The 18,516-nt window shown below is 38.4% G+C and carries 13 protein-coding genes and 1 pseudogene; 7 read left to right on the forward strand and 7 right to left on the reverse strand.

The features are described 5' to 3' along the window. Positions 1–48: 48 nt before the first annotated feature. Entirely contained in the window at positions 49–1,152 is a 1,104-nt protein-coding gene (locus QUF78_RS26245; RefSeq protein WP_289326996.1) for a glycosyltransferase family 4 protein, read from the reverse strand. An 18-nt stretch (positions 1,153–1,170) separates the two neighbouring features. Continuing rightward, the gene (locus QUF78_RS26250; protein ID WP_289326997.1) at positions 1,171–1,914 is read right to left on the reverse strand and encodes a WecB/TagA/CpsF family glycosyltransferase; all 744 of its coding nucleotides are present in this window, start codon (positions 1,912–1,914) and stop codon (positions 1,171–1,173) included. A 112-nt stretch (positions 1,915–2,026) separates the two neighbouring features. On the opposite strand from QUF78_RS26250, the gene QUF78_RS26255 reads away from it, so the two are divergent. Genes QUF78_RS26255 through QUF78_RS26265 form a run of 3 tightly spaced genes read left to right on the forward strand, consistent with a single transcriptional unit; the run spans position 2,027 to position 6,179 of the window. Continuing rightward, positions 2,027–3,457, forward strand: coding sequence for an O-antigen ligase family protein (locus QUF78_RS26255; RefSeq protein WP_289326998.1), 1,431 nt, complete (start codon positions 2,027–2,029; stop codon positions 3,455–3,457). Positions 3,458–3,461: 4 nt separating this feature from the next. Then, positions 3,462–4,988 (forward strand): murein biosynthesis integral membrane protein MurJ, encoded by a 1,527-nt coding sequence (gene murJ / locus QUF78_RS26260; protein ID WP_289326999.1) that lies wholly within the window; start codon positions 3,462–3,464, stop codon positions 4,986–4,988. Positions 4,989–5,012: 24 nt separating this feature from the next. Then, positions 5,013–6,179, forward strand: coding sequence for a glycosyltransferase family 4 protein (locus QUF78_RS26265; protein WP_289327000.1), 1,167 nt, complete (start codon positions 5,013–5,015; stop codon positions 6,177–6,179). Positions 6,180–6,217: 38 nt separating this feature from the next. On the opposite strand, the gene tagH is transcribed toward QUF78_RS26265, so the two are convergent. From tagH to QUF78_RS26285, 4 genes and pseudogenes are all read right to left on the reverse strand, one after another. Then, the gene (tagH, locus tag QUF78_RS26270; protein WP_289327001.1) at positions 6,218–7,015 is read right to left on the reverse strand and encodes a teichoic acids export ABC transporter ATP-binding subunit TagH; all 798 of its coding nucleotides are present in this window, start codon (positions 7,013–7,015) and stop codon (positions 6,218–6,220) included. 17 nt (positions 7,016–7,032) lie between these two features. Beyond that, complete coding sequence (locus tag QUF78_RS26275) at positions 7,033–7,830, reverse strand: ABC transporter permease (protein ID WP_289327002.1); 798 nt, start codon at positions 7,828–7,830, stop codon at positions 7,033–7,035. 3 nt (positions 7,831–7,833) lie between these two features. Then, a pseudogene (locus tag QUF78_RS26280) lies at positions 7,834–9,006 on the reverse strand (CDP-glycerol glycerophosphotransferase family protein); the annotation flags it as partial. A gap of 86 nt (positions 9,007–9,092) precedes the next feature. Further along, the gene (locus QUF78_RS26285) at positions 9,093–11,234 is read right to left on the reverse strand and encodes a CDP-glycerol glycerophosphotransferase family protein (protein WP_289327003.1); all 2,142 of its coding nucleotides are present in this window, start codon (positions 11,232–11,234) and stop codon (positions 9,093–9,095) included. A 545-nt stretch (positions 11,235–11,779) separates the two neighbouring features. Here QUF78_RS26285 and tagD point away from each other — a divergent pair. Continuing rightward, entirely contained in the window at positions 11,780–12,178 is a 399-nt protein-coding gene (tagD, locus tag QUF78_RS26290) for a glycerol-3-phosphate cytidylyltransferase (RefSeq protein ID WP_289327004.1), read from the forward strand. Beyond that, the gene (locus tag QUF78_RS26295; protein ID WP_289327005.1) at positions 12,171–13,334 is read left to right on the forward strand and encodes a CDP-glycerol glycerophosphotransferase family protein; all 1,164 of its coding nucleotides are present in this window, start codon (positions 12,171–12,173) and stop codon (positions 13,332–13,334) included. The genes tagD and QUF78_RS26295 overlap by 8 nt, the downstream gene beginning before the upstream one ends. Positions 13,335–13,597: 263 nt before the next feature. Here the strand turns inward: QUF78_RS26295 and QUF78_RS26300 are convergent, their stop codons facing one another. Then, complete coding sequence (locus QUF78_RS26300; protein WP_289327006.1) at positions 13,598–15,169, reverse strand: glycosyltransferase; 1,572 nt, start codon at positions 15,167–15,169, stop codon at positions 13,598–13,600. 1,087 nt (positions 15,170–16,256) lie between these two features. Here QUF78_RS26300 and QUF78_RS26305 point away from each other — a divergent pair. Together QUF78_RS26305 and QUF78_RS26310 are read left to right on the forward strand one after the other, a co-directional pair. After that, a complete protein-coding gene (locus QUF78_RS26305; RefSeq protein ID WP_289327007.1) occupies positions 16,257–17,297 on the forward strand; it encodes a C40 family peptidase in 1,041 nt (346 codons plus the stop codon). A 287-nt stretch (positions 17,298–17,584) separates the two neighbouring features. Then, a complete protein-coding gene (locus QUF78_RS26310) occupies positions 17,585–18,511 on the forward strand; it encodes an LCP family glycopolymer transferase (RefSeq protein ID WP_289327008.1) in 927 nt (308 codons plus the stop codon). Positions 18,512–18,516 lie beyond the last annotated feature (5 nt).

An 18,516-nucleotide genomic window follows, 5' to 3' on the forward strand; every position in this document is an offset into this window, starting at 1 on the left:
CTAATACCCGTAACGATCTATAAGAAAACCTATATATAAATGCTTATTTTAATTTTTCATCCTCAAATAAACATTATATACGTTATTGGCTAAAATCTCTATAGAAAAGTTGTTTTTTGCAAATTTTTGTAAATCCAACCCTATCTTTGTCAGGTTTCCGGATTTTTTTGATTCTAAAGCGTTGCAGATGGCCAATTTCAGCTGATCGACATTGCCGATATCCGTAATCCAGCCCTTGCTCCCATCAGGAATCAATTGCTTTACACCGCCAACATCACTAGTGATTGCCGGCAGACCGGATCTTGCTCCTTCAAGTAGTACCAATGGAAAGCTTTCGCTTAAGGAAGTCAATAATGTGACGTCCCCCAATGGGTAGATTCTTTCCAAATCTTCACGATACCCTAAAAAGTGCACGTGATCGGATAATCCCTTTTCCGAGACCATATTTTCCAGAACAGTTCTCCTGCTCCCATCCCCAGCAAGCAACAGCTTTACATGGGGGAATTCTGATACCACTTCACTTAATGCCGCTAAGGCAAATTCATGACCTTTCACCGGTTCAAGCCTTGCAGGCATGATGATGATGAAATCATCTGCCCCAAACCCGAAAGCATCCCTTTGAAAGGGGAAAGGCAATTCCTTTTCAAAGTCAATTCCATTTAGGATCTTTGTAATTTTGGACGAATGGATTCCCTGGTCAATCAAGTCCTGCTTAAAGCGATCGGAAACTGCCAGTATATGATCGGCATATTGAAATGACCTTACATGTAGGCCCGTAAACAATTTTCCTTTTACACCCTGGCCTAAAAAATCATGTTGAGGTGAACTGTGAACAGTAAGAAGCCAAGGACGTTTAATGAGGCGCTTTAATAAAGCACCATATATATTCGCCCGCGGACCATGGGTATGGATGATGTCTATATTATTTAGACGGATAAAGTCCCGTAAAGGTTTCAAAATTGAAAGGTCATATTTCGAATGTTGCTTGAAAAGTTCAGTTTGTATCCCAGAGGACCTGGCCCTCCGGTAAAATTCACCATCTTCAAATAAACCAAGCAAGCACTCCTCTTTATTCAATTGGTTCAGTAAGGACATAATATGAAACATACCGCCGCCAGTTTCATTACCAGCGTTTAAATGCAAGATTCTCATCCAGTCCACTCCTTAAGTTCAGGAACGCTGCACCGTTTTCCTTAACCGTCTAACCTTGAATACGAATCTTGGCAGTGCAAGCATCCGTTTCCACCGTGAAGGTTGCTGGATCAATCGGTACAACCATTCAAGACGCATCTTCTGCCAGAAAACCGGAGCGCGGTTCACCTTTCCCGCAAGAACATCAAAGCTCCCCCCAACTCCCATGAACAACCCTTTATTAAATATCGAATAGTGTCTGGAAACCCATTTTTCCTGCCTAGGAAACCCTAATGCAGTCAAAATGATGTCAGGTTCAAGTTCCGCTATCGACTTAGCAAGCCCATCGTCCTTAATATCAATGTAACCATGGTTGTATCCCACCAACTCGAGACCCGGGTATAGCTCTTTTGCTTTACGGGCAGCTGCTTCAATAACATGTTCTTCCGCTCCAAGCAGGTATACCTTAAGCGCTTTTTCATCAGCGACCCTAAATAATTCATTCATCAAGTCGAATCCTGTAATCCGTTCTTGCAAAGGTTGATTTAGCCATTTAGAGGCCATAATAATACCAATGCCATCCGGAGTGATGTAATCAGCCGATTTTATGATGTCCTTATAATCCTGATGTTCATTTGCATACTCCACTATTTCTGGGTTTGCCGTAACGACAAACGTTTTTTCCTGATTCATTAATCTTGGATAGATCATTCCATTCACGAATTCATCCATATTGCTATCAATGAATGGTATGGATAGTATCTCAACAAACTTTTCTGTCATTTAACTTCAGCCTTTCATATGTACTATACATCTAAAGGGTGGGGTATTATTCAAGAAATTTTTTCATACACATAATAGAACGTGATTTTTCGATTCAAAGGTGGTTAATCAATTGAATTTTTTAGACAAACAATCATTACCCATTCTAGTCATGTGCCTGCTTGTCCCATTAGCAGTGCCTCACCCTATCGCCGGTTACATGGCAACGGCGTTGATGCTCTTTTTTATCGGTATAAATAAAAAAAACCTGTTATTAATTCTATTCATTTACTTCCCTGCCCGTCCCTTATTGATGGAACTGAATAGCGGCTTAACCTATACAGGTGACCTGATCATCCTCACCTTATTCGTTTCTTTGCTTATTGAAAGATTCAAGAAGAACGAATGGCATTTTTCGAACTATCATTTCACCTTGCCATTTTGGTTGTTTTGTTTAGTTGGTGCCGTAGCTGCACTCATTAACGGAGTGGGAATCCTCCCTATCGTATTTGAACTCCGGGCTTTGCTTGTTACATTCTTGCTTCTTTACATTATCGGTGAATTAAATCTAGAAAGAAAGGATATCTTTCGCTTTTTGAAGGTAATCCTAATATTTACAATCCTTCTTTGCCTGCATGGTATATTGGAGAAAATCTTTTCGCGTACGATCCTGCTTCCCCACGCATGGGAAATGTGGAATCTTTCTCCAACAAACCGGATGAGGATTTATGGTGCACCTGCCAACCCTAATGTATTTGCCTTATTCTTAAGCATCCAGTTATTCCTTAGTTTCTTTCTTTACCAGTCGCTGAAAAAATATAAATCCATCGTCTTTCTAGCGTCCATCATACTTTCTGGTACGTTACTGCTTACCTATTCACGGGGAACGATGATTGCATTCGGATTCGCGGCACTTGTCTTCATCATTTGGACTAGAAATAAACCATTTCTCAAATATGCTTCAGGAGCATTAGTTCTCGGCCTGCTTCTGATTTATTACCCAGTTTTATTCGCTTCAAGTAAAGTGGAGGTATCCGCATCTGTTCCCATGGAAAATATGGTAATTGGCAGCACACCCACTTCCGAACATGAACATGCCCTCTCCAATCGATTTTCTGAAATGTTCTCTGATAAGACTTTACACCAGAGTACGGAATGGGGCCGGTTATATGTCCTAATCAAGGGAATTGAAATTTTCAAAGATCATCCCATAATCGGTACAGGGATGGCAACCTTCGGAGATTCTGCCACGCTTACCTTTTCCTCACCAATCTATCAGGAATACCAAATTGGTGAAAGGATGTATTCCGATAATCAATATATCCAGATTCTCGTACAAACTGGGGTGCTTGGTTTTCTCGCGGTTCTAGCATTCATCCTTTTTACCTACCGTAAAATCATTAAATCGGGAAATGGCACTTTGACAGTGTTCACCATCTGCCTGATGTTGGCAGCTTTATTAGCAGGACTTTTTTACAATATTCTCGAAGATAAAACCTTTACACTATTTTTTTATAGTTGTTTGGGCTTCTGTATACAAAAGGACATCATTTTAAAGGATTGAAAATATGCCTACTCTTTCACATGTAATTAAATCGGTCGGGCTCGTCACCATTATTGCAGCCGTTGGAAAAGTCCTCGGATTCGGGCGGGAATCGATCATAGCCGCCTATTTCGGGGCATCCTCAATGGCGGATGTCTTTTTCGTGGCAAGCCTCATACCAACCATTCTATTTACGGCTCTCGGCAGCGGTCTTCAGGCCGGCGTCATCCCCATATACTTGGAAAAGAAGGCAGATAACCCTTTGAAAGCTGATGAATTCATCAGTGTTTTAGGTTCCTTTTTCATGCTGGTAGCCGGCATCATGACCATTGCCTGCATGATTTTCATAAAACCGCTCGTCATATTGGTAGCCCCCGGTTTCTCTGATTCAGAGCTTGCACTAACGGAGTCCCTGACCCGGATCATGCTGCCAAGTTTACTATTTTTCACGCTTTCATACATGGCGACGGGTGTCCTGAATGCGAATAAGCGTTTTATTCTGCCAGCACTAACTTCAACTGCACAAAACACGGTCATTATAGCAGCCACCGTATTGCTCGCTGCTCCCTTTGGGGTTGAAGGGTTAGCTTGGGGGTTTGTGTTCGGTGCAGCCTGCCAGTTCCTTATTCAATACCCATCATTAAAGAGATACGGAATCCGGCCAATCGTCACGTTCCTGCCTCATAAACGGCAGATCGCCCAAACACTGTACACCTTTTACCCAATCATCATCGCCGCTTTGGCGATTCAATTGAATAGTGTCGTCGATCGGATTATTGCCACCTCGCTTGAAACCGGAAGCGTATCAGCACTGAACTATGCGAATCGGCTGCTGTGGCTGCCATTGAGCATTGTCCTCACGCCGCTGATCACCGTATTGTATCCTTCAATCGTCGAGCGGGCACTTATAGGCTATCAATCTTTCCTTAATTTGACCTTAAAGGGGCTGAAGTCGCTTTTATTTCTAGCCATTCCTTTCATGATCGTCATGTTAATCAGCGGAAACAGCTTAATCACTCTGGCTTTCCAACGCGGGGCTTTCGATGCTTCAGCTACCGAAACGACCTATGCGGCATTTATCTTTTATTCAGCTTGCCTCCCGTTCTTTGCACTAAGGGATTATTTGATGAACGCCTTCTACGCCTTAAAAAAAACAAAAGTGGCCATGTATTCCTGCCTGATTGCCGTATTGCTTAATGTCCTGCTCAGTTGGATCCTATCACGTCATCTTGGAGTCGGTGGAATTGCCTTAGCCTCGGGCATTTCCATGCTCCTGCAATCACTTTACCTATTCGGCTTCCTATGGCTAAAGTCAAAAAGGGCGGACAAAGCCGCTTTCACGGATGTTTTTCAGGAAGGCAGCAAGCAGATCATCATCGGAAGCATCATTTACGGACTTGCTCTCTGGATCCATCCGCTTACCCTAACGTTACCCATCATTATGGAATTAGTGATCATCTCGCTTCTCGTATTCGGATTATATATCGCACTATCCTTACTTTTTAAAGTAAGCAGCCTACAGACAATGAAAAGGATTAGATCACCAAAGTAATACATTAGAAGAAGGAGTGCCTTTATGAACATTTTAATCACAACGATTTTCAACTACCCTCATGAAGGAGGGCTATCGAGTCATATCACTACGTTAAAAAAGGGTTTAATGTCGCGGGGCCATGATGTGGACATATTATCTTTCTCTCAATTGCCACCTTTCAAGAGGAAGATGCTCGCCCAGGCTCCGGGATTTTTATTAAATAAAGTAAAACAGGGGAGCGGCCAGCTTTTCAATGACAGACAACGCCAAAAATTATTGGCTTCATCTATTAAAGCCTTGAAAAAGAACTATGATGTCATTAATGCTCAAGATATTTTCGCAACGCTTGCCTCCATTGAATCCGGGATACCAACGGTGCAAACTGTCCATGGATATTATTCATTCGAGGCAGTCAGCAGGGGCGCTCTCCTTCCGGATAGTGAAGAAGATTTATTCATTCGGGAGCTTGAAAGAAAAGCCTATCGGTCTGCTGCAAAAGTTGTGACGGTCGATCAAAGGATCAAAGACTATATAAATCATTTAGCACATATAGAGGCGGACACGATTAAGAACTTCATTGATGTGTCTGCTTTCAAACCGGAAATGGCAAAGCGGGAGCAAACTCGCCAGGATTTTCAAATCCCCCTACATAAAAAGATGCTTTTCGTTCCTAGAAGAATGACTGAAAAGAACGGTGTCATCTATCCGCTCCTTGCTTTGCCGGAGGTACTGGAAAATCATCATGAAACGATATTGGTCTATGCAGGTACAGGAGAACAGCGAACCCGGCTTGAGGAAACGGCAGCAAGGCTCAAAATATCCGATTCCGTACTTTTCTTGGGTTCAGTGCCTTTCGAGAAAATGCATAACCTCTATGAAGCATCGGATATCGTACTCATCCCAAGCGTTCATTCCCACGGTGTGGAAGAAGCTACATCCATATCTGCATTAGAAGCGATGAGTTGCCGCTCACCCGTCATTGCAAGTGCAATCGGAGGTTTAAAGGAGATTCTCATTGATGGTGAAGACGGTCTGTTAGTTGAGGAAAAAAATACAGAAGCACTTGCACAAGCCATCTCCATTCTGCTTAATGACCCTACATATGCAGCAATGTTAGCTTCGAAAGCAAGATATAAAATGGAAAGCGAATACTCCCATATTACAGCTGCCGAGCGGTTTGAGAAAACGTACGGTGAAGTGCTTAACTAAAAAAAGCAGACCCGAAGCTTCGGGTCTGCTTTTCACTTTCATACCAGTGCAGAACTACGCCTTTTCATTTGTTCTTCACGATACTTTTTCTGTTCTTGTTTAGACATAGCGTTATATTCTTTTAAGAATGCTTCATATTGCGGCATTACTTCGTTCATGGCGCCGTATGCTTTTAACTCTCCATATTCAAGCCATAAAGCCTTTTGGCAAAATTTCTTCATCTGACCGATTGAATGGCTGACAAAGAACATCGTTTTGCCTTTTTCCTTAAATTCGTTCATTTTCTCCAAACACTTTTCAGCAAAGTTTTTATCCCCGACTGATAAGGCCTCATCAATAATCAGGATATCTGGATCAATATGCACAGAAATGGAAAAACCAAGCCTTGACTTCATACCGCTTGAGTAGGATTTCACCGGTTGGTCAATGAACTTGCCCAACTCTGAAAACTCGATGATCTCAGGCTCAAGTTCCTTGATTTTATTTTTATCGAATCCAAGCATCAACATTTTCAGCTCGATGTTTTCTCTGCCCGTCAACTGATTATTCAGGCCAGATGACACGGCAATCAAAGCCGTTTTCCCGTTAGTTTGGACATTTCCGTCCGTAGGCGGGATAATGCCTGCAATAATATTGGACAATGTGGATTTTCCGGATCCGTTGACCCCGACAAATCCTATTACATCGCCCTTTTCCGCTTCAAAACTTACATTCCGCAGAGCAAAATACTCTTCCCCATAGCTTTTAGGCAAAAGGAGATCCAATAATTTTTCCGAGTTTTTATTATATAATTTATATTTTTTCGTAATATCTTTGACTATTACCGATTTTTCCAACTTTTCTCACTTCCAGTTTACTTAAAGTCAACAAAGCGATCTCTAAACCTGACATGCAGCGAGGAACCTATCAAAAACAAGATGATAACGACTGCCCAGAAATAAAGCGTATATTCCCAATGCTCTATCAGATACCATGATTCCCCCAACAATGAAGCTCGATACCCATCGACAATATAATATAGTGGATTCAGCTTCATGATATTGACTATGATAGGGTGCTCCTTAGCATCCAATACCCAAAGGATTGGTGTTAAATAAAACAAGACTTTCATTAAGGACACGATTATATTGTGAACGTCACGAATAATGGTTGATAATGTTGAAGAGATTAAGCCAAATGAAAATAACAGCACAACCGTCGCAACAACATAATACGGCAGCTGTATGATATAAACTGTTGGGAGGTATCCAGTAAAACTCAATAATATGATAATGACTCCCAGCAGCATGAGATGCTGATACAACTTAGCAAAGATGACATACGAAGGAATGACACTCATCGGAAAACTCATCTTGGATACCATATTCAGTCGGGAATAGACGGATTTAGACGTTTGGGTTATGGCAGGATTCACAAAAAACCAGACAACGATCCCTGCCATAAGCCATGGAAGGAAATTATCACCGCGATTTAAGATTATAAATCCGAATACAAACCAATAAATCGCAATCTGTATCATCGGATTGATGATTTCCCATAGGATTCCCAGATAGTTATTGCTGTTGGCACTTTTCACCTCATAAACAGATAAACGCCTTACCAAATAAAAACTATTGATTTGTTCTTTTAAAACGGTCAAAGCTGAGCTCATAAATTACACAGACCTTCCTAAAAACACTTTTTCTACGACACGGCGTGAAGCCTGGCCATCCTCGAGTGCACAAAACCGATCGTGAAAATGATTGATTTCATTGGTATTTTCATATTTCATCGTCTTGATACTATCAATGACCGCATCAGATGTTTTTACTAACAAACCAGGTGCATTCTTTTCAAAATCAAAGTAAAACCCGCGAAGCTTGTCCCTGTATTTTTCAATATCATATACATAGAAAAGCATCGGACGCTGTAAATTTGCGTAATCAAAGAATACGGATGAATAGTCCGTTATTAATAAATCCGAAATAAGATACAAATGACTAATATCTTCGTAACTGGATAAATTGTAGGCGAATCCTTGATATGCCGATAAATCCAAGTTCTCAGAAATCAAATAATGAAGACGGAGTAAAATGACATACTCCTCCCCCAATTCCTGTTTCATTCGATCCAGATCCAGTTTTATTTCAAACTTATATTTTCCCTTGCTATAAAACTCATCATCCCTCCAAGTTGGTGCATAAAGGATGATCCTTTTCTCTATTGGTATACCCAACTTCTGTTTCAATGAGTCGATTGTATCACGATTATTCCCATTGTAAAGTATATCATTACGCGGATAACCGGTTTCCAGAATTTTAGAAGCATCGACATTGAAGGCCCTGGCAAAAATTTCACTTGAATAAGCGTTCGGGGAAATTAAATAATCCCATTTACTTGATTCGGCATGGAAATTTTCTTTATATTTATCCGTCGTTGTTCCAGGCATGTGAACTTCATTCATGTCCGCCGCAAGTTTCTTTAATGGCGTCCCATGCCACGTTTGCAAATAGATTGTGTGCTTCGGCTTCGGAATCCAAAGCGGGAGCCTGCTGTTCGTTACCCAATAACGGGCTCTAGTCATTTTAAGCAGCCAACTAAATGAAAAACGGTCGAGATAAGGAATGCCAGCCTCTTCGAAATGAGCTCTGTACCTTTTATCTACGCTCCAGTACATTTTATATTCAGGATGGTGACTCTGCAAGTATTCATAAATAGCTCGTGGATTACAGCTATACTGCTTTCCTAAAAAACTCTCAAATATAACAAGCTTTTGGTCCACTGGCAATAATTTTCCTGCCATTGCAAAAGCCATTTTATAGGCGCTTGTAAGCATAGCTTTTACTTTTGTCACTATTGAAGCCATAAGCCTCCCCTTTCAATAAAAGAACCGACTGTTAAACAGCCGGCATTTTCAGGATTTGAATGCCCATTCTAAACAGTAGTATTGCCCTTAGCAAACACTTCATCAACAACTCGTTTAGAAGATTGCCCGCATTCTAAATAGCAAAACTTTTGATAAAACTCTTCGAATCGTTCACTTAATTTGAAATTGCTTCTTTCGATATTTTTAACCTCTTCAATAAGTTCTTCCGTGGTTTTGGTTAAAAGACCAGGTGCCTTTTCTTCAAAATCAAAATAAAATCCCCTTAAGTTATCACGATAATCTTCTATATCATACGTAAAGAAAATCATAGGTCTTCTTAAGTTCGCATAATCGAAGAATACGGAAGAATAATCCGTCACTAGTAAATCAGATATCAAATATAGCTCACGAATGTCCTCTAAATGTGAGAAATCATAGGCGAAGCCTTCAAATTGGGAAAGATCCATATTTTGGGCCACTAAATAATGCATACGCATGATGACAATATAGGAATCGCCAAGCTCTTCCTGCATCTTCACTAAATCGAGTTCCAAATTAAACTTATACTTCCCTTTCCTGAAAAATTGATTATCCCTCCAGGTTGGGGCATACAAAATAAGTTTCTTATCGAGAGGTAGATTGAATTTTCTTTTGAGATTATTTATCGTTTCTTCATTATTCGAGTTATGCAGGAAATCATTACGGGGATAACCTGACTCAATCATCTTCCTGTCGAACTGGAACGCCCTTTGAAAAATCTTTGTGGAATATGCATTTGGCGAAACTAAATAATCCCAATTACTCGATTCCCTTAAGAAGTTCGCTTTATATTTTTCCGTATTGGTCCCAGGCATATGCACTGCATCCATATCCATCGCAAGTCGCTTAAGGGGCGTTCCATGCCATGTTTGTATATATATCGTGTGTTTAGGCTTTGGAATCCACAGCGGGAACCGTACATTGTTAACCCAATATTTCGCCCTTGTCATGATCCACAACCATCGTATGGAAAAACGTCTGACATACTCGACGTCTTTTTGTGCAAAATACTTAACTGAAGCGCGGTCGACGCTCCATACCAATTTATATTCTGGATTATTTTCTTTCATGTACTCATATATTGCCCTAGGACTGTCGCTATACTGCTTGCCATGATAGCTTTCGAATACTGCCAATTTTTTATTGGCTGGAATAAGCAAGCTCACTACCGCAAAAGCTGATTTATACCATTTTTTAAGCCGCTTACTTCTTCGAATTTTCACCCAGTTATTTTTTGCCTTTTTGAGGACCTGTGTTTTAAAGTTATATTTAGATGTAGATAAAGAAAGGTACTTCGAGAATTTTGTTGCTTTTATTTTAATTTGTATTTTTTTAGCCTGCACTTTAACAATTCGGTTTGCAGGCATATTCTTTAGATTACTGCATTTCATGCGAACGCTTCTTAACTCTTCCATTTCGCCATTCTTTTGATAGTGAAGAACTGTATAGAACATGAAATATTTAGGTTGTTCACCATTGATTTCAGATCTGAGGTCGACCTCACCTTGAAAACCGATATTTTCATGAAGCTTAACTCCAGGGAATTTTTCCGCGAGGTCTATACGGTCAATACCAGTTAACGGTATGATGACTTCTTCTTCATTTAAATTATTCCTGACGAGCAATTCAACTTTTTCAAATTTCAAATCATCAAATTGGAATAATGGTGGGTAATTAAAATGACCATTGAAATGAAGAGTCCCATCCTTTCGAAGCTCAATATCCTCAAAAAAGGAAAACATCTTATAATCGTTTGCATAAAAGGAAAGGTTTCCTTTTTTGGTCGCGAAAGGATAAAACATTTTCTTGCGATCTTCATTCAGCATCGAAAAGAAGTTCAACTGGCGATTATTACTTTTGATCCGTGTTGTTACAGGTGCACCTTCCATCTGCCGAAGGATATGCAAATCCCACATTTCACCATCAACAAGGCGATCTTGCATCGCTTGATAAGGCATCTTAACTTCGAATAAAAAATAATCATCCGTTTGATCTTTTACGTGAAAATCTAAACGGATTATATCATCAATGTTGTATCTATTCGTTAATATAAAAGAGTGATCTTCTATTCCCTCAAGAAAACTCTTTTTTATAGCTATTTCTATATAATATACTTCATCAATGAGACGAACATTCATCGTTTTTCTATTCTTAAAAATATAGTTCTCCATTTTGAAGAAACTCCCCTCTCGGCAGCATGCATATCATATGCTTCAAATAAGAATATTATAGGATTACAAACATCTAATTTCAAACTTACTTTTACCAAATATCATTTATTTTATAATAATGAAGCCATTTTTTTCTCGAATTCCCCAATAATCAAGTTAAGAATTTTTTTAATATAAGAAACCTAAACAAGTCTAGCAAAAAAATCGAATCTGGTCTATTTACCTATCACTTTTTAACATAAATGAAATATCCTTATCCTTTTAAGAATTTAGCTATGTGTTATACTTAAAATCTGATTATAACCATTTTAATATATTTATATATTCTTGATTAAGGATCAATTAAATTATAGAATAGGATCCAAAATTGTGAATCACATTACAATTTAAACAAGATTGTAAAATTTTTGTGGTTCAATTGTAAATCTTATTTGTTATAATTAAAAAGACTTCTACTTTATCATGAAGTAGTTATATGACTATGTATTCTTTTTGCGACCATCAAGATTAAATATATAAATACATTTTCTACAGGAGGAATAAAAATGAAGAAAGTAATCACTTATGGAACCTTTGATTTGCTTCATTGGGGGCATATTAATCTATTAAAACGCGCTAAAGATTTAGGGGATTACCTTATCGTTGCCATTTCCACGGATGAATTTAATGCTTTAAAAGATAAAAAGGCTTACCATAGCTTTGAAAATAGAAAAATGATTCTTGAATCGATCCGCTATGTGGATGAAGTTATACCTGAAGACAAATGGGAACAAAAAAGGGAAGACATCATTCGTGAAGGTGTAGATATCTTTGTAATGGGAGATGACTGGAAAGGCCAATTCGATGAATTATCTGAAGTTTGTGAAGTGGTCTACCTTCCAAGAACAATCGGCATTTCGACTTCCCAAATTAAAGATGACCTTTTACAAGTTACTAATGGCTAAAGAATTCGCGATAGGGATTTATCTTTTTTGTTTCAAAATTTTATTCTCTATCTTTAAACTTTTCCCTTTACATGGCAAAACGACCTTTGTCACATCATTCGGGGACAATTGCCAATATATCGCAGATGAAATGGACAAGCAGGACATTTCTGTTCAAAAAGTGTTTTTAATGAAACCGAGCAGTCATATAGAAGTGAAGGACGATGGGAAAACCATCGTCCTTCCGTTTGAATCTAAAAATATCATTGCCATGTTCCGATCCATTTATCATCTCGCTACATCAAAATGGATTATCATTGATAATTATTTTGGCTTTCTTTCAGCCATTTCATTCAAAAAGCAAGTGACATGTGTACAAGTCTGGCATGCGGCAGGTGCCGTTAAGCAATTCGGGGCAAAAGACCCTTCCATTCAAAACCGTTCTGCCGGTGCAAGGAAAAGATTTTTAGAGGTATATAAAAAATTTGATTATGTTACGGCAGGTTCAGAGAGAATGGCGGAAATTTTTCAAGAAAGCTTTCAACTACCGACATCCCATATCCTAAGGACCGGGATACCTCGGACCGATTTCTTTTTCAATGATGAAGCCAAAAAAACTGCACGCAGTGCATTGCTAGCCAAGTATCCAGAACTTGAGCATAAGAAAATCATGTTATATGCCCCTACATTCCGTAATGACGGCTTGAACAATGGAGAGATAGCACTCAATTTGGAATTGCTCTACAAGGAACTTCAGGGTGAAAATTATGCGTTACTACTTAAACTGCATCCTGCCGTAAAAGCAGAGCATGATTTACGACATAAATTCCCAGGGTTCGTTTATCCTGTCAATAGTGAATTTCACGTAAATCAACTGCTGATCAGTACGGATCTTTTGATAACGGATTACTCTTCGATTCCATTTGAATTCTCTTTTCTGGAAAGACCAATGATATTCTTTGCATATGACTTAGAAAATTATGTGCAGGAACGGGGATTCTGGGAGGATTACTCCTCTTCCATGCCCGGATCGGTAGTATCTACCACAGAAGAGCTCTTAAGGAAAATCCGCGCCGCCGATCACCCATTCATGAAAATCGCTCCCTTTAACCAAAAATGGAATCAATACTCTACAGGAAATTCGAGTAGAAATTTAGTTGATTTCCTTTTTAAATAAAACCGGGGCTATTCCAAAAGTCAGGAAAATAAATAGGGGCGACCCCCTTTTTGTGGTGTTCGTCGCTTTTCTTTTCTGGGCTTAACGAAGTCTCTAAACGGAGTTTAACATCGTAGCAACCGCGCCATAATCTACTGAAGATAGCTGGCTTCCTCCAGCTACTCTCAATGAAGAATTATAAAAATAGAAAAACAGGTGAAGAAAAACGAAATGTTTTTCTTCACCTGTTTTATTTTAGGAACTTATAAGACAGGTCTATTTAGTCATTTATTTGCATAAACTCCAAGCTTAGCTTTTTTATTTTTTACCGCTGTTTCGATAGTGTCCACCCATTTATCTATATATTGCTGCTTATTGAATCGTTCTTTCATATCCTTAACCGCATTCTTACCCATATTCAAAGCAGCTTTTTTGTTTTCAAACATCCAAATCATCTTCTCGGAGAGTTGATCGATATTGCCATTCTCTATTATAAATCCAGTTTCCTCATTAATAATGAGATCCCGTGGGCCGTAGTTTATATCATAACTAATCATGGGCGAACCATTTGACATGCTTTCCAGAATGCCCAATGAGAAGCCTTCACTTTTACTTGTTACTACAGAGAACAAGGCCTTTTGATAAAGCTTACCCGGATCATTCGTATATCCTTTAAGGAAGACATGATTTTGTAAGTCTAGTTCCTTAATCAGTTTTCTTAAATTCGGTTCTTCATCACCTAAGCCCCATATCTCCAATTTGGCTTTTGGTATACGATTGACTACTTTTTTGAAGGCTTTTATTGAATGGTCGATTCTTTTCAAAGTGGAGAATCGACTAATGATGACAGCTAAGTTATCAGCTTTCTTAAAAGAACTGAACCAGCCGGATTCGGCGAAATCTTTCATATAATGAGGAATCACTCGAATATTATCTTTTTTGCCAAAGCGTTCCTCCAAATCAACCTTTTGTGATTCCGTTAATAGCAAAGCTACATCCAGTTCATCGATGGCTTCCAAAGTAGGAGCGATTTTTACACCAATTTCACCGTCTACATTATATGGCGGTTTAACATGATTACTATGGAGTCTCCATATCTTAATTGCTTTTTCCAGCTTGATATTCATCATGACCGGATCGGATGTTCTGGCATCACAAACTAAAACAGGGTAATCATAGTCTTTTATGATGCTCTCCACCCATTTGGTTTTTAGATCCAACTCATTCGTATGAACGGATAGTAGCGCACCATTTGAATTGAAGTGGTTTACGCGGTTCGCTTTTCCATTCTTAGGGTTGGACCATACGGACAAGTAAGCTTGTCCTTTGTCATCAAAATAGATCATTTGCCTTGGCTTATTCAATTCGAAATCCATGTAGGCGACTTTCCTAAGATAACCGTATTCATCATACTCCTCACGTTTTGTACGATAACGTTGTTCATTAAAGTAATCAAGGAAACTTACTTTGTTTTCTTTATCATAATTTATATAAGTTGTATATAATCCATTCTCATATGCTCTATATGCATTAAAACCGGCACGTTTGTCCAATACTGCATTAAACTCTTCAATCCGTTTAATGGTTTCAATTTCCTTCTGCTGTAACGTACTTCTGTTTGTAAGGCTTAACGATTCAAACATATTCAAAAGTTTGATACGCTTGTCGATCTTACCCTGTTTAATTAGTTGTTGAATGATCGTGTTATATCGGGGATTGAAGTTAAAGGTAAGGATGTAGGTTTCATAACCTAATTCTGCAAATAAGTTAGCTTGCAGAAGTGCGGCCTTTGTCATTCCACCCCGATTAACGTCCAATGAGTTTAATAAGCAAAACATCGTCGCGCGACTTTCCATTTTAAAACCTCCTGAATTAATAACTATAGAATCATTGTCTGAATTTGCTAAGAGCTTTATACTTTAATGTTACTAAGTTTGATGATTAAAGTAATTTCTTAAGTAAAGTTTAGGAATAGGTCACCAACTGTTCGAATTCACTTAAATTTAATGCCCGTTGCCATCCTAACTTTATTATGCCCCTTTGATACTAAAAAAGCAGAACATTAGACCTAGCAATCCAAATAATATCAGAGAGGGAACAGAAAAACATCTAAAGAGTTTGATTTCTTTCACCCTTAACCGACTTTTCTGCCTCATTTAGATGGATAACTTTTTTAACGTAGGTGCTACCGAAAGAGTAAAAAAGGGGAACATGAATGATGGGGATCCCCCAAAAGTCAGGAAAATGACTTTAAGGAACAATCCCCTTTTTTCATGAAATTAATGCACAAAAAAATCGCCCTTTTTAGTAAATGAAGTTACCAACAAATACGAAAAGTCGATTTTTTATGCAAAGATTACTACAGAAAATTATAACATGGGAACAAACTTCACTACCAATCTCCAATCAAGAGGAAAGAAAAAACCACGATTAAAACTGGTATGGCTTTAGCCCATGAATTCACATGAGCGACCCCAAAAACGAACCTTCACACCAACTTTTATTCCCTACAACAATCAACAAGCCACTGTGATCTTTGATATTCAAAAACTCAGTCCAGTTAAAAAAACTTAGTAAAGTTAGTGCGGGAAGATTTTAGTCCACGATTAGTGAAATACTAACAAAATAACGCATTATTTCTGATAGAAATTGTTATTCGAAAACCAATAACCCATCATTAAAAGAAGGAATTACCTAGATGAAGATGGAAATGTACATTATAAAAACAGGACCATTTTTACAGGGAATGACAAATTAATCACACGAATCCAAATTGTGAAAAAAGACTCACAATATAGAAAATATTGTAGATTACATTACTCAAATCAAACCAATATAAACCAGTAAAATACTACTATTTTCCCCTTGTAACAAAAATGTAATATGTTTTAACCCTTTTGATTTGTTAGAATAGGGAAAAAGACATATTCGAGGTGGAAAACCGTGAAAAAAAGTGTAGTCGCATTTTCGACATTAGCCATTTTATCTTCGACTTTTGTTTCTCCTGCCCTTGCCAGTACATATACAGTCAAAAGCGGTGATAACTTAAGTAAAATCGCCCAGAAGCATAATACGACGGTAAAAGACTTAAAACAGCTTAATAACTTAAAAACAGACTTTTTGAGTATTAACCAAAAATTAATTATTTCCAACTCCAAAACGACATCAAATGCTTCTTCAGTCTCCTTGAAAAAAACAAAGAATACTACATATACCATTGTTTCAGGTGATACCTTAACCAGGATAGCAAACAAGCATAACCTTACACTTGCTGAATTGATGAAATTGAATAATTTAAAATCCGATAGAATTTATGCGGGTGCTAAACTTATCGTATCTAAATCAACCACTACCACCACCATTGATCTACCAAGCAGCTCCAAGCCATCCAATGTTACTCAGACCCCAGCCAATTCGTCTACATACATTGTGGTAAAAGGGGACACACTTTCCAAGATCTCCAGAAAAACCAACTTGACTGTAGCCCAGCTTAAATCAATCAACTCGTTAGAGTCTGATCTAATCAGAGTGGGCCAAAAACTAAAATTAGGTAAATCGGCAAGTACAGCCTCTCCAGGTAAACATGATGATGGAAAAGTGGAAGCTCCAAGTTCCGGGAACAAAGTAACCAAGCTCGTTTCTGAAGCAAAGAAATTAATTGGAACACCATATTCGTGGGCGGGCGCCTCTCCATCAGGTTTCGATTGCAGTGGATTTATTTACTATACGTTCAAAAAGGCTGGATATGAAGTTTCCAGGCTTTCATCTTCCACATATTATGATATGGGTAAAAGGGTTACTTCACCGAAAAGTGGCGACCTTATCTTCTTTGCAACGGGTTCCAACAAATCAGTGGTAAGCCATATGGGAATTTACTTGGGTGGCGGACAGTTCATTCATGCCTCATCAAGTAAGGGAGTAACAATCAGTTCTACTTCAAACTCTTATTTCAAAAGTAGAATCATAGGATATAGAAGTTTATAGGATTTACATGCCAGACTTTATCTTAAAGTCTGGCAATCTTATGTAGAGAGTCACACCTTCTTTTTATTCATGGTTATATAATTAAAAAATTCGATTGATAGGATAGCGAAGGAATTCAGTATCTGAGAATCCTTCGTTTTTTTACTGTTAATACAGGTAAATATGCACTCTAAGTACAAAAAGAAACTATTCTATTTTTGACAAAAAAAAGGTATAGTTAAAAACATACCAACTAGGTATTTTTTCGCACCTTCCATTTTATGGGATGGTTCAAGGGGGAATATTAGATGAGATCCGAACATAAAAAAAAGAAAAAGAAACGTAAAACGTTTAAAATAATCGGCTTCACCCTTCTTATCCTTATCATTGGCGCAGGTACTTATGGAGCTTCAGTTTATCAATCGTTAGCCGGAGCGATTCAAACTATGCAGGGTACAGAGCACAAAACGGATAAGCGTGTAGATGACATCAAGTTCAAAAGCAAAGATCCATTTTCATTACTCATTCTTGGCGTGGATGAAAGGAAAAATGACTCAGGTCGATCAGATACGATGATTGTCATGACGGTTAATCCTAAAAAAGAATCCATTGAATTATTGAGTTTACCCAGAGATACGCGTACAGAAATCATCGGTAAAGGCATAAATGATAAAATGAACCATGCCTATGCATATGGCGGAGTTTCCATGTCGATAAACACAGTGGAAAACTATATGGATATTCCGATTGATTATTACGTCAAAATGAATATGGAAGGCTTTCAGGATATTGTGAATGCTGTCGGTGGCATCACAGTTGATAATGATATGGACCTTGCCTATAAAGGGTTTAATTTTAATAAAGGCACAATCGACTTAAATGGTAAAGAGGCATTGATTTATTCCCGAATCCGCAAGGAAGATCCCCGCGGAGATTATGGACGGCAAATGCGGCAACGTCAGGTTATCCAAGCTGTCATGAAAAAAGGGTCAAGTCTCTCAACACTTACCAATTATGACGATATATTCGAAGCACTAGGTAAAAACGTTGAGACCAATTTAAGTTTCAATGAAATGTTGAGTATCCAAAATAACTATAAATCATCCCTAAAAAATATTGAACAATATACTCTTGAAGGTGACAATCAAAAGGTAGATGGCGTTTGGTACAACATCGTTCCGGAAGATACAAAACTTGAAGCCCAAAACCGTGTGAAAACACATCTGGGATTATAATGGGG

Origin of the sequence: Peribacillus sp. ACCC06369 (assembly GCF_030348945.1) — a bacterium.
Taxonomy (GTDB): domain Bacteria; phylum Bacillota; class Bacilli; order Bacillales; family DSM-1321; genus Peribacillus.

Bases quoted from the DNA above. Each gene is read 5' to 3' on its own strand.
- QUF78_RS26285 (WP_289327003.1), bottom strand. From the start codon at position 11,234: ATGGAGAACTATATTTTTAAGAATAGAAAAACGATGAATGTTCGTCTC.
- murJ (WP_289326999.1), top strand. From the start codon at position 3,462: ATGCCTACTCTTTCACATGTAATTAAATCGGTCGGGCTCGTCACCATT.
- QUF78_RS26265 (WP_289327000.1), top strand. From the start codon at position 5,013: ATGAACATTTTAATCACAACGATTTTCAACTACCCTCATGAAGGAGGG.
- QUF78_RS26295 (WP_289327005.1), top strand. From the start codon at position 12,171: ATGGCTAAAGAATTCGCGATAGGGATTTATCTTTTTTGTTTCAAAATT.
- QUF78_RS26300 (WP_289327006.1), bottom strand. From the start codon at position 15,169: ATGGAAAGTCGCGCGACGATGTTTTGCTTATTAAACTCATTGGACGTT.
- QUF78_RS26310 (WP_289327008.1), top strand. From the start codon at position 17,585: ATGAGATCCGAACATAAAAAAAAGAAAAAGAAACGTAAAACGTTTAAA.
- QUF78_RS26250 (WP_289326997.1), bottom strand. From the start codon at position 1,914: ATGACAGAAAAGTTTGTTGAGATACTATCCATACCATTCATTGATAGC.
- QUF78_RS26275 (WP_289327002.1), bottom strand. From the start codon at position 7,830: ATGAGCTCAGCTTTGACCGTTTTAAAAGAACAAATCAATAGTTTTTAT.
- tagD (WP_289327004.1), top strand. From the start codon at position 11,780: ATGAAGAAAGTAATCACTTATGGAACCTTTGATTTGCTTCATTGGGGG.
- QUF78_RS26245 (WP_289326996.1), bottom strand. From the start codon at position 1,152: ATGAGAATCTTGCATTTAAACGCTGGTAATGAAACTGGCGGCGGTATG.